The sequence below is a fragment of the Microbacterium helvum genome (assembly GCF_014779795.1).
GTDB classification, from domain to species: Bacteria; Actinomycetota; Actinomycetes; order Actinomycetales; family Microbacteriaceae; genus Microbacterium; species Microbacterium helvum.
Map to the genome: position 1 here is coordinate 55420 of NZ_JACXZS010000016.1, position 12037 is coordinate 67456.

Consider the following 12037-nt stretch of genomic DNA (forward strand, 5'->3'; position numbering starts at 1 on the left):
CGACCTCGAAGAGGGTGGTCCCCACGCCCTCCCCGGTGGCGCGCGAGGGTCACAGCGTGAGCAGCACCTTGGTGGCGCGCCGCTCGTCCATCGCACGGTAGCCCTCGGCCGCCTCTTCGAGCGGCAGCGTCAGGTCGAAGACGACGCCCGGGTCGATCTCGCGGTCCCAGATGAGCCGGATGAGCTCCGGGAGGAAGCGCCGCACCGGCGCCGGTCCGCCATGCAGGTGCACGCCCGAGAAGAACAGCTCCATGCCGTCGAGGGTGACGCCGTGCGCGACGCCGACGTACCCGATGTGGCCGCCGGGCCGGGTGGCGCGGATGGCCTGCTCCATCGACTCCTGCGTGCCGACGGCCTCGATGACCGAGTGCGCCCCGAGCCCGTTGGTGAGCTCCTTGATGCGCGCCACGCCGGCGTCGCCGCGCTCCTCGACGATGTCGGTCGCGCCGAACCGCCGCGCGAGCGCCTGGCGGTCGGCATGCCGGCTCATGGCGATGATGCGTTCGGCGCCCAGCTGCTTGGCCGCCAGCATCCCGAGCAGTCCGACCGCGCCGTCGCCCACCACGGCGACGGTCTTGCCGGGCCCGGCCTCTGCGGCGACGGCGGCGAACCAGCCCGTGCCGAGCACGTCCGAGGCCGCCAGCAGGGCGGGGATCAGGTCCGGCGAGGGCTGGCCCGGCGTGGCCACGAGAGTGCCGTCGGCGAGCGGGATGCGGGCGTACTCGGCCTGCGTGCCGATCGACCCCATCATCACGTTGTGCACGCAGCGCGACTGATAGCCGGCCTGGCAGATCTCGCACGTGTTGTCGGACGCGACGAACGAGCCGACCACGAAGTCGCCGACCTCGACGTTCTTCACGTCGGCCCCGACCTCGGCGACGACGCCGACGTATTCGTGACCCATCGGCGTGTGGTCGACGTGCTCGATGCCGCGGTAGGGCCACAGGTCCGATCCGCAGATGCAGGTCGCCGTCAGGCGGATGACGGCGTCGGTCGGCTCGATGATCGCCGGCTGGTCACGGTCTTCGACCCGGACGTCGCCGGGCGCGTGCATGATGACTGCGCGCATGGGGTTCTCCTTCAGTGTGTGTTCTCGAGGATTCGGGGCTCGCCCGCGGGCATGGGCGGCGTGGCGCTCGTCCGTCGTGGCGCGACGACGAGGAGCGTGGCAAGGCCGGCGAGCACGGTCGCGGTCACGGTGACCAGACCGAGGGGCAGGATGCTGGCGGCCCCTGCCAGCCCGACCAGCGGCGCCGAGACGGCGCCGAAGCCGAACCGCACGGTGCCCAGCAGCGACGAGGCCGTGCCGGCGATCTGCGGGTACCCGACGAGGGCGAGGGTGGTCGCGGGCGGCGAGGTGACGGCGACGCCGCCGGCGAGGGCGAACAGCGACACGATGATCACCCACAGCGGCATCGGGGCGAGGCCCGCCACCAGCAGCCCCGCCGATCCCAGACCGGTGAGCGCGACGCCCGCGGCGAGGGTGCCGCGCAGGCTCCAGAGTTCCGCGGTGCGCCCGGCGAGAAAGCCGAACAGCATGAATCCCACGGAGTTCAGGCCGAAGGCCGCCGCGTACTGCAGCGGCGTCAGGCCGTAGATCTCCTGCAGCACGTAGGTCGCGCCGGCGAGGTAGGCGAACGTCGCCGCGTACATGAAGCCCTGGTTGAGCACCGCGCCGACGCCGATGACCAGGATGCCGCGCCGCCCGTAGCGGTCCGACAGGGGTCCCGCGACGAGCTGCCCCGCCGCGAGCCCGAGCAGGCACGCGGTGATGGTCAACTGCGCGACCGAGGTGGCGGCATCCAGTTCGCTCGTCAGCGCCGGAAGCGCCGGAAGGTACAGGTCCATCGAGATCGGCCCGAAGACCGTCAGCAGCAGGAGCAGGCTCGGCAGCAGTCCCCGGTGTGCGGCGACCGGGAGAGGTGCGGGGGAAGTCATGTCTTCGATGCTCGCGGCGGCCGTACGATCGCGGGAGTCCCTGCCGGGACATGTACTGACAGGGCACCCTTCGCGCGTTCGACGCGGCCTAACCTGTCGGCATGGACAACAAGGCCGAGGTGCGCGAGTTCCTGATGACGCGCCGTGCCCGGGTGTCGCCCGAGGCCGCCGGCATGGCGTCCGGGTCGAATCGGCGGGTGGCGGGGCTGCGCCGCAGCGAGGTGGCGATGCTCGCCGGGGTGAGCGTCGAGTACTACGCCAAGCTGGAGCGCGGGGCGATCGCCGGGGCTTCGGCATCCGTGCTCGACGCCGTCGCCCGGGCGCTGCAGCTCGACGACACCGAGCGCGCACACCTTCTCGATCTCGCGCGCGCGGCCGACGGCATCCCGACATCAGGGCGGCCGCGCCGCCGCGCCGCGAAGCCGGGACCCCCGCGACCGAGTCTGGAGTGGGCGCTCTCGGCGATCACCGACGGCGTCGCCGTCGTGCGCAACCCACGCCAAGAGATCGTGGCGGTCAACGAGCTCGGCCGCGCGTTCTACTCGCCGGTGATCGGCGACGGTGCCCACTCCAGCGGCGGACGCACGCCGAACCTCGCGCGCTTCCAGTTCCTCGATCCGGCGGCGCACGACTTCTACCCGGATTGGGAGCTGTTCGCACGGATGTGCGTCGGCATCATGCGCGCCGAGGCCGGCCGCGACCCGCACGACAAGGGGCTGCAGGACCTCGTCGGCGAACTGTCGACGCAGAGCGAGACGTTCCGCACGCTGTGGGCGGCGCACGATGTGCGCACGCACGGCGCGGGCACCAAGCGGTTCACCCATCCCGTGGTCGGCGAGCTGACGCTCGCGTACGAAGAGCTGGCGCTCACGGCCGAGCCCGGCAACGTCATGCTCATCTACACGGCAGAGCCGGGCTCGCCGTCAGCAGAGCGGCTGCGGCTGCTGGCCTCGTGGGCCGCGACGCGGGCGGCGGTCTCGTAGACGGCACGCTGATGGCGAATGGATGCCGCGGCCCCGGCATGCGGGACGTTCGGCGTTCGCGATCGACGGGCTGCCGCGGCGGCTGTCAGGCGCGTACGAGCTGCTGCAGGCGGTGGATCGCGTGCTGCTGCTCGCCGAGTTCCGCCATGCGCTCCTCGACGACCAGCAGATGGGCATGGATCCGGTCGGCGACGCAGGCATCGAGCTGCACGCCCTCGTCGTCGAAGCACGGGATGACCCAGGCGACGTCGGCGAGGGGAAAGCCGGCGTTCAGGAGCAGCCTGATCCTCCGCACCGTCTCGACATCGGCGGGCGGGAACCTGCGGTGGCCCGCTGCGGTCCGCGCGGACCGCAGCAAGCCGTGCTGCTCGTAGTACCGCAGCGCCCGCACGCTGGCTCCGGTACGGGACGAGAGCTCGCCGATGGCGATCGTTTCGTCCGACAGATCCGACATCGGATTCCTCCCAGGGCTTGCATGTGACGCTGGCGTCAGCTCTTAACGTGTCTCGCATGACCACGATGACGCATGAAACAACCCTGACCGACGACATCTTCCTGCTCGGTGGCGACCTTCCCGTCCGCCGGACGGGGTTCGGCACGATGCGCCTGACCGATGCCACCGGAGACGGCACGCAGAGCGGCGCACAGATCTGGCGAGCACCTGCGGATCCTTCCGATGCGATCCGCGTGCTGCGCCGCGCCGTCGAGCTCGGCGTGCAGCTGATCGACACCGCGGACGCCTACGCGCTCGGCGAGAGCGAGGACCTGGTGGCCGCCGCCCTGCATCCCTACGCGGACGAGCTCGTCATCGCGACCAAGGTCGGAATGGTGCGCCCGTCGCCGACCGATTGGGTGCCGCTCGGTCACCCGGCCTACCTCGCGCAGCAGGTCGAACTGAGTCTGCGCCGGCTGCGCGTCGATCGGATCGATCTGCTGCAGCTGCATCGCCTTGACCCGGCCTACCCGATCGCCGATCAGGTCGGCGCGCTGGCAGCGCTTCGCGATCAGGGCAAGATCAGGCACATCGGGCTGTCGGAAGTGACCCTCGACGAGCTCGAGCAGGCGCAGCAGGTCGCCCCGATCGCCGCGATCCAGAACCACTACAACCTCGCGACGAGAGGTCACGAGGCGGTGCTGGATCACACGACCGCGGCCGGGATCGCCTTCCTCCCCTTCTTCCCGCTCGCCACCGGCGACCTCGCCCGGCCCGGCAGCGCGATCGCCGCCATCGCGGACGAACTCGGTGCCGCTCCCTCGCAGGTGGCCCTGGCGTGGCTGCTCCACCGCGCGCCGAACATGCTCCCGATCCCGGGCACGGCCTCGATCGCTCATCTGGAGCAGAACCTGGGCGCCGCCCGGCTCCGGCTCACGGACGAGCAGCTGCTCCGCCTCGGATCGTAGATTTCTGCTTGTGTCGAGGCTCCGTTCGTCGATAGAATCTGGATCAGAGATTCGATGAATGGATGCCTCGGCCCCGGCCGAGCTCGGGTGGTATTGCGGTGGACGCCGCAGGGTGGATGACAGGGTTGCTGCCGCTTCGGCGGGGAATCTCGCCCATCGTCCTATGCACCCGTCTGCGAGTCTCATGCCTGCCGATCACTCGTTCTCACCGGCTCCCGCGTTCGCCGCGACCGGGCGCTTCGTGGATGCGTTCGAAGCAGGACGAGTCGCCCGGGCGGTCGCCGAGGCGGGCGAGATCCGGCTGCTGGCGGATGCGGCGGCGGCCGTCGCCGTTCCGGCGGGCGCATCGGGCGAGCAGATGCGCCGGGCGGAGCTGTCACGGCGGGCGCTGATCGCCGACCTCGCGACCTCGATCCGCACCTCCGAGATCACCGTCACGCGCCTCATCACCGAAGCCCGCGACCTGTGCGCACGCTTCCCGGCTGTCGTCGACGCGTTGGAGACCGGCGTCATCTCGCGCCAGCATGCGGCGGTGATCCACGACACCGGGGATCCGATCGTCGACGACGCCGCCCGTGCCACGTTCATTCAGATCGCGATCGACCGGGCCGCCGACACCACCCCGGGCCGACTGGCACCGATCTTGCGTGCGATCGCTGAGCGGTTCGCGGAACGCACCCTCGAAGAGCGTGCGGAAGAAGCGCTGGCTCGCCGGGACGTGGTCATCGTCGACCTGTCCGACAACCTCGCCGCGCTCACCGTGACCAACGATGCGACCCTGATCCACGCGATCGGCGACCGCCTCACCGCCCAAGCGCGATCCGTCATCGCCACCCGGGAACCCGCCGACCCCACCGAAGCGCACGCTGCGGACGACGCGCAGGCGGCCGGGGCCGACGTTCGGACGATGGACCAGCTGCGGGCCGACATCCTCACCGACACGCTTCTCACCGCCGGGCCCCAGGACTGCGTCGCGGGCAGCGGGCTTGCCGCCATCCGCGCCGCCGTGCAGATCACCGTTCCTGTGCTCACCATGACCGGCGCCTCCACAGAACCCTGCCTGCTCGCCGGCTATGGGCCCATCGATCCCGACACCGCCCGCACCCTGGCCGGAGGCGCTGCCGGGTGGGAACGCGTCATGACCTCACCCGTGACCGGCGCTGTGCTCGCCGTCGACCGCTATCGCACCGGGCCCGGCCTGCAGCGCTTCCTCGCCGCCCGCGACGAGCACTGCCGCTTTCCCGGCTGTCGCCGCCCGGTCTGGCGGTGCGACATCGACCACACCATCGGCGCCGCCTGCGGCGGACCCACTCGTCACGACAACCTCGCCCACCTCTGCCGCCGCCACCACGTCCTCAAGACCGTCGACGCGTGGACCGTCGAGCAGACCAGCCCGGGCGTGCTCGTCTGGACCAGTCCCACGGGCCGCAAGCACACCGACAGGCCCGAACCCGTCGTCCGCTTCACCCCCGACCCCGACGTCCTCACCCGACGTCGCATGATGCACGAACCCTGGCTCATACCCGTCGACCCACCCGGCACCCCCGGGGCGGCGACGTTCTGACAACGGGGTGGCGCCAGCCGGCCGCGCTGGCGCGTGGCACCTCTGGCGCCCGGCACCCGGCGCGCACCGAGGCGTCCGTGATCAGCCAGGGCTGGTGAACGCGACAGGTTTGCGTCCAGTGTGCTCTTGACCTCGCATCACCGCTCCTCTACGTTGTAGAGCTCAAGGTCTACAACGTAGAGGAGCGGACCATGACGTCGTACCGGGGCATCGACGCGATCGCTGAGCGCTACGACCGGCCCGTGCTGTTCTACGTGCTGGCCACGGCCATCCCGTGGGCGTGCTGGTTCGGCGCGGCGGCCCTGAGCAACCTCGAAGCCCAGACGCCGCCCGTGCAGTGGTCGACGGCCGCGCTGAGCGTCGCAGGACTCGTGGCGCCGGTCGGCGTGGTCGCGTGGCTGGTGCGAAAGCGTCCCGAGCTGCGGGCCGACATCCGCGCCCGGCTCGCCTGGCCGCGCGGCACACGGCCGTTCTTCATCGTCGCGGCGTTCCTGCTGCTTCCGGCGAGCATCCTCGTCGCCCAGGCGATCTCGCTGCTGCTGGGGTACAGCCCTGAGCAGTTCCTGCTGCGCGGGGGCTACACCTTCACCGCCGGGCTCCTGCCGGTCTGGGTGACGCTCCTCGCCGCCGCGGTCCTCGAGGAGTTCGCGTGGCACGGCTACGGCACCGACACCCTCGTGAGGCGCATGCCCGTGCTGGCGGCATCCCTTCTGTTCACCGTGATCTGGGCGCTCTGGCACCTGCCGCTCTCGTTCATCGACGGGTACTACCACCAGAAGGTCGTGGAGTCGGGCTGGCTGCACACGCTGAACTTCCCGCTGTCGATGGTCGCCTTCGTGGTGCTGATGAACTGGCTGTACTACCGGGCCGGCCGAAGCATCCTGATCCCGATCGTGTTCCACATCACCGCGAACTTCGCGAACGAGGTGTTCCTGACGCATCCCGACACGAAGCTCATCCAGACGGCGCTGCTGCTGATCCTCGCGGCGGTCGTCGTGGTGCGGGATCGCACGCTCTTTCTCGCACGCCCGCCGGCCCGTGCGAGCGTGCCGCGCTCGCGTGAGAAAGTGAGGGAGTGACACCGCCCGCGCATCGGCCCGCCCTCACGCGGGCGCAGATCTTCACCGCGGCCCTCGCGCTCGTCGACGCCGACGGCGCGGAGCGGCTGACCATGCGACGGCTCGGCGAACGCCTCGGCGTCGACCCGATGGCCGTGTACCACCACGTTCCCAACAAGACCGCGGTGCTCGACGGCATCATCGAGCACGTGTGGCAGGGTGTCGAACTTCCCGTCGCCACGCCGGGCGAGAAGTGGCAGGACGTCGTGTGCGACATCTTCCGCGCCTTCCGCGCACGGCTGCGGCAGCATCCGCGCGCGGTCGCGATCGTCGGCACACGTCCGTCGGCGACACCCGCGATGCTGCGGCTCATCGACGAGACCCTCGGTCGGCTGCACGGCACCGGCCTCGGCGACAGCGAACTCGACGGCAAGGACGCCATGGAGCTCATCGACTGCCTCTCGGCGTTCACGATCGGCAAGGTTCTCGCTGAGACAGGTCACGAGGTCGACGGCGGGGCGGAGCGCGTGTCGGCAGCCATGGCGACCGTCACCCCCGAGACGCATCCGCACCTGGTCCGCACGATGGCCGCCGGCTACGAGCTCGCACCCGACGAGGAGTTCGAGCGCGGGCTTCGCGCGCTGGTCGCAGGCTGGCGCTGACCGACCCCGCTGGAGAGTGGATGCCGCGGCCGCCGGCTGGGCCCACGCGCCAGAGGCTCCGAACGACGCGAAGCGGCGTTTGGAGGAGGCGTGGGGACCACTCTCTCCGAGTGTGCGGGAGTCGCAGCAGGGTCAGGCGAGCGCGAACTTCAGGGTGTTGAGGTGGGCCCGGCTGAGCTCGGCGGCGCGGCGCGCATCGCGGTCGGCGATGGCGTCGACGACGACGGCATGCGCAGCCTGGTCGGCCTCGTGCGACGCCGTGGGTCGGATCTTCAGCATGTCGACCATCGCGGTGCGCACGCGGGGCACGAACCCGTCGAAGAGCTCGACGAGCACCTCGTTGCCCGAAGCCACGACGATGAGTCGGTGCAGCGCCATGTCGACGTCGACGTGCGGCTCGGGTGCCGGATCCGCGGCGGCGCGCGCCGCCAGCGCAGCACGCAGCGCACGCAGCTGTGCGGGGGTGCGCCGCTCGGCAGCGAGCGCGGCCGCTTCGGCCTCGATCGCGATGCGCGCCTCGATGACGGTCGTGATGGAGGCGCGGCGCAGCACCGTGTCCCAGTCGTCGGCGACGTCGAGCGCCGTCACGAAGACACCCGCGCCCTGGCGCGAGTCGAGCACGCCCTTGCCGGCGAGCTCGCGCACCGCCTCACGGATCGTCGAGCGCCCCACGCCCAGCTGCGCGGCCAGCGTCGTCTCGCCGGGCAGTCGCTGACCGAGCGCGAACTCGCCCGCGCGGATGCGGCCGAGCAGGATCTCGGCGGCCTGCGCGGCGAGCGGAGCGCGGTGCACGATCGCGGGCATTCACAACCTCCGAGTGTCGGATGAGCGGCTTGCCGACCCCGCCACAGCATACCCCGATGCCGCGTGCTGTCGACTTGACTTATCGACTTGTCTGAGGAGTAAGGTGGCCGCCATGACTTCCGCGCCACCTGTCGCCCCGCCGCGGCGCGCCCTGTTCTGGTCGCTCGTCGGCACGCACGTGATGAACGATTTCCAGACCGGCGCAGCCGCCGCCCTGCTGCCGTACTTCGTGGTCGAGCAGCGCTACGACTACGCCGCCGTCGCCGGCCTGACGCTCGCCGCGACCTCGCTGTCGAGCATCTTCCAGCCGGTGTTCGGCTGGCTCACCGACCGCTTCTCGCTGCGACCGCTCATCGTCGTCGGCCTGCTCGTCGCAGCAGCCGGCATCGCCGTCGCCGGCCTGACCTCGCAGAACTACTGGCTCACCTGGCTCGTGTTCTCGCTGTCGGGCCTCGGCGTCGCCGCCTACCACCCGGCGGCGACCGTCGCCGCGAAGGAGGCGGGCGGCGGCACCAACCGCTCGATGAGCATCTTCTCGGTCGGCGGCAACGTCGGCGCCGCGATCGCGCCGATCGGCGTCGGACTCACCGTCGGCATCATGGGGCTGCAGGCCACTCCGCTGCTGCTGATCCCCACGATCGCGATCGCGGCCGTCTACCTGGTGCTCCACCGGCGCGCCGCCCTCGCGCCGGCACCCGCGGCCTCGACCGCGGCGGACTCGGCGGAGGCGGCATCCACTCTTCCTCGCGATCTGTGGGGGAGGTTCGCGTGGCTGCTGCTGATCGTGAGTCTGTGGTCCATCGCCTACGTGGGCGCGCGATCGTTCCTCGCGCTGGACGTGATCGACCGCTTCGACACCACGACCGACATCGGCAACGTCGCGCTCATGGTCTTCTCCCTCGCGGCGGCGCTGGGCACGCTGGTCGGCGGGTTCGTCGCCGACCGATTCGGACGCACGCGCACGATGGTGATCGGCTACGCCCTCGCCACGGCGGCCGCGGTCGGCTACGTGTTCGCGACGAATGAGCTCACGGCGATCGCACTGGCGGGCGTGCTGGGCTGGGCGCTGTTCCTGCCGTTCGCGCTGCACGTCACGCTGTCGCACGCGTACCTGCCGCGCCACCTCGGCACGGCGAGCGGCGTGACGCTCGGCATGGCGACCGCGCTCGGCGGTCTGCTCACGCCCCTGCTCGGCGTGCTCGCCGACGCCGTCGACCCGCGCGCGGTGTTCGTCGTGCTGGCAGCAGTGATCGCGGCGGCGTTCGTGTGCGCGCTGTTCGTGCGCGAGCGCACCGACGTCGACACAGAGATGGATGCCTCCGCTCAACGTCCGGGGACCCTCCTGGTCGTTGAGCGAGCGCAGCGAGACGAAACTCGGTGAGCCGCCGTCGGACCCAGCCCCGCGGCGGGTCGGGTCGGGTCTCAGAGAGCGTCTCACCACGTTTCGTCTTCGCTCGTGCCTCGCTCCGCGGGGCGACCAGAACTCCCACCTGGTCGTTGAGCGAGCGCAGCGAGACGAAACGTCGCAACCCGCCCAACGGACCGAGCCGCCTCCGCGACGGACGCGTTCGGCGCCCCGTCTTGTCTTCGCTCGCGCCTCACTCCGCTCAGCGACCAGAGGGTGCCCGTTCGTCGTAGAGCGCACGGCGCCCCGGCGCCGGGATCGGGGCGAGCGGGGGCGGCGCCGTGGAAGACGTCGCCGACCGCCGGGTGCGCAGCCCGGTGACGAGCACCCCGCCGACCAGCAGCCCGCCGCCGACCACCTCAGCAGGCGTGGGGATCTGCCCGAGCAGCAGGGCCGCCGACAGCATCGCCACGACCGGGGCCAGCAGTACCCACGGCACGACCGCGGCCGACGGGTTGCGGGCGAGCAGGGCGTTCCAGATCGAGTAGCCGATGATGGTGCACAGCCCCGCCGTGTAGAGGGTCGAGAGCGCCGACTCCCAGCCGAACGCGGCGAGGCCGGCGGCGATCGCGTCGGGGCCCTCGACCGCGAACGACAGCGCGAGGGCGGGGACGGGCACGACGAGCGCCGACCAGACGGTGAGCGAGAGCGAACCCAGCCGGCCCGGCCCGCTCACGGCGCCGGCACGGCGCGAGATGACGTTGCCGATGCCCCATGAGAACGCGGCCGCGAGCGCCAGGACGACGGCGAGTGCCGTCGCATCTCCGCCCCGGCCGGCGGCGACGATCGCGAGTCCGACGATGCCGAGGCCGACGCCGATGATCTGCGGTGCCGTCGGGCGCTCGCGCAGGACCGCGGCGGCGATGAGGATCGTGAACACCGCTTGAGCCTGCAGCACGAGCGCCGCGAGGCCCGGCTGCAGCCCGAGGGCCATCGATGTGTAGAGCAGTCCGAACTGCCCGAGGCTCATGAACAGTCCGACGCCGACGACGGTGCGCCACGACGTGCGCGGTCGCGGCACCACGAAGGCGGCGAGCGCGACGACCGAGAAGCGGATCGCGACGAAGAGCAGCGGCGGGACGCCGTCCATCCCCCAGTCGATGACGACGAAGTTGAAGCCCCAGAAGGATGCGACGATCGCCGCCAGCACCATGTCGCGCCTGTTCATGGTTCCACCTCACCGCCACGATCGATGAAGCACAAGCAACCCTTTTCGCATGGAATCTTGTAGCGTTGCTTCATGATTGATCTCGAGGCCGTGCTGTCGCTTCGAGCGATCGCGACGCAGGGCAGCGTCGTGGCCGCGGCGACCGCCCTCGGCTACACGCCGTCTGCCGTCTCTCAGCAGGTCAAGCGCCTCGAGCGCGAGACGGGCATCGCCCTGCTCGAGCGCGCGGGTCGTGGCGTCATCCTCACCGAGGCGGGCACCCGCCTCGTCGTCGCCTCGACGCCGATCCTCGCCGACCTCGACCGTCTGCGCGCCGACCTGCAGCTCACCGCCGGACCGGACGACCGGGTCGTCGGCGAGATCCGCGTGGCCGCGTTCTCCACCGTCGTGCGCGGCCTCGTCATCCCGGTGCTCAGCGACCTCGCCGAGCGCCACCCCGACCTGGCGCTGCCGCTGCGCGAGAGCGAGCCGTGGGAGACGATCGCCCTGGTCGCCTCGGGCCAGCGCGACCTCGGCATCGTGCACCGCTGGGGCGGGGTCGCCCTCGCGATGCCCGACGACCTCGTCTCGACACCGCTGTTCACCGACGTGGCCGATGTCATCCTGCCGCGCGACCACCCGCTGGCGGACCGCGCCGAGCTGCATCCCGAAGAGCTCGCCGGAGAGCGCTGGGTCGCCACTTTCGAGGCCACGATCTGCCGCCAGTGGCTGCGGCGGCTGTTCGACGGCGTGCCCAACGCCCCGCGCATCGTGCACGAGTCGATGGAATTCGCGAACCACCTCGAACTCGCGCGAGCCGGGCTGGCGGTCGCCCTCGTGCCCCGCCTCGGCCGCGGCGAGCTCGGGCCCGACCTCGTCGCGATCCCGACGGCGGGCCCCGCGTCGACCCGCGGCGTCCTCGCCGTGCACCGACGGTCCCAGACCGACTCTCCGGCGCTGCGCACCGCGCTCGACGCGTTCGTGGAGCACGCGCGCGACATGTGACGGCGAACGAGTGAGGGAGTGGATGCCGGGCGCCCGGCATCCACTCCCTCACTCAGTCACGGAACGTGGC

Annotated in this window: 12 protein-coding genes; 7 read left to right on the top strand and 5 right to left on the bottom strand. The window is 71.3% G+C overall.

Annotated elements, in window-relative coordinates:
* Positions 1 to 49: 49 nt before the first annotated feature.
* Positions 50 to 1069 (bottom strand): zinc-dependent alcohol dehydrogenase family protein, encoded by a 1020-nt coding sequence (locus IF188_RS19050; protein ID WP_191173387.1) that lies wholly within the window; start codon positions 1067 to 1069, stop codon positions 50 to 52.
* An 11-nt stretch (positions 1070 to 1080) separates the two neighbouring features.
* On the bottom strand, positions 1081 to 1938 hold the full coding sequence (locus tag IF188_RS19055; protein ID WP_191173388.1) for an MFS transporter: 858 nt from the start codon (positions 1936 to 1938) through the stop codon (positions 1081 to 1083).
* Between the two features lie 101 nt (positions 1939 to 2039).
* Here IF188_RS19055 and IF188_RS19060 point away from each other — a divergent pair, with 101 nt between their 5' ends.
* Complete coding sequence (locus IF188_RS19060; RefSeq protein WP_191173389.1) at positions 2040 to 2921, top strand: helix-turn-helix transcriptional regulator; 882 nt, start codon at positions 2040 to 2042, stop codon at positions 2919 to 2921.
* An 85-nt stretch (positions 2922 to 3006) separates the two neighbouring features.
* On the opposite strand, the gene IF188_RS19065 is transcribed toward IF188_RS19060, so the two are convergent.
* Entirely contained in the window at positions 3007 to 3375 is a 369-nt protein-coding gene (locus IF188_RS19065) for a MerR family transcriptional regulator (RefSeq protein WP_224752148.1), read from the bottom strand.
* 56 nt (positions 3376 to 3431) lie between these two features.
* On the opposite strand from IF188_RS19065, the gene IF188_RS19070 reads away from it, so the two are divergent.
* The 4 genes from IF188_RS19070 (at position 3432) to IF188_RS19085 (ending at position 7606) form a co-directional block, all read left to right on the top strand.
* Positions 3432 to 4322, top strand: a complete 891-nt coding sequence (locus IF188_RS19070; RefSeq protein WP_224752149.1) for an aldo/keto reductase — start codon at positions 3432 to 3434, stop codon at positions 4320 to 4322.
* A gap of 184 nt (positions 4323 to 4506) precedes the next feature.
* Positions 4507 to 5886: an HNH endonuclease signature motif containing protein gene (locus IF188_RS19075; RefSeq protein WP_191173390.1), complete on the top strand. Its 1380-nt coding sequence runs from the start codon at positions 4507 to 4509 to the stop codon at positions 5884 to 5886.
* Positions 5887 to 6077: 191 nt separating this feature from the next.
* Positions 6078 to 6965 (top strand): CPBP family intramembrane glutamic endopeptidase, encoded by an 888-nt coding sequence (locus tag IF188_RS19080; RefSeq protein WP_191173391.1) that lies wholly within the window; start codon positions 6078 to 6080, stop codon positions 6963 to 6965.
* Entirely contained in the window at positions 6962 to 7606 is a 645-nt protein-coding gene (locus tag IF188_RS19085) for a TetR/AcrR family transcriptional regulator C-terminal domain-containing protein (RefSeq protein WP_191173392.1), read from the top strand. The genes IF188_RS19080 and IF188_RS19085 overlap by 4 nt, the downstream gene beginning before the upstream one ends.
* Positions 7607 to 7738: 132 nt before the next feature.
* On the opposite strand, the gene IF188_RS19090 is transcribed toward IF188_RS19085, so the two are convergent.
* Complete coding sequence (locus IF188_RS19090) at positions 7739 to 8410, bottom strand: FadR/GntR family transcriptional regulator (protein ID WP_191173393.1); 672 nt, start codon at positions 8408 to 8410, stop codon at positions 7739 to 7741.
* 112 nt (positions 8411 to 8522) lie between these two features.
* Here IF188_RS19090 and IF188_RS19095 point away from each other — a divergent pair, with 112 nt between their 5' ends.
* Positions 8523 to 9791 carry an MFS transporter gene (locus tag IF188_RS19095; protein ID WP_191173394.1) on the top strand — a complete coding sequence of 423 codons (1269 nt, stop codon included), beginning with the start codon at positions 8523 to 8525 and terminating at the stop codon, positions 9789 to 9791.
* A gap of 226 nt (positions 9792 to 10017) precedes the next feature.
* Here IF188_RS19095 and IF188_RS19100 read toward each other — a convergent pair whose 3' ends face one another.
* Complete coding sequence (locus IF188_RS19100) at positions 10018 to 10983, bottom strand: EamA family transporter (protein WP_191173395.1); 966 nt, start codon at positions 10981 to 10983, stop codon at positions 10018 to 10020.
* A 72-nt stretch (positions 10984 to 11055) separates the two neighbouring features.
* Between IF188_RS19100 and IF188_RS19105 the strand changes: the two genes are divergently transcribed.
* Positions 11056 to 11967, top strand: a complete 912-nt coding sequence (locus tag IF188_RS19105) for a LysR family transcriptional regulator (protein WP_191173396.1) — start codon at positions 11056 to 11058, stop codon at positions 11965 to 11967.
* Positions 11968 to 12037 lie beyond the last annotated feature (70 nt).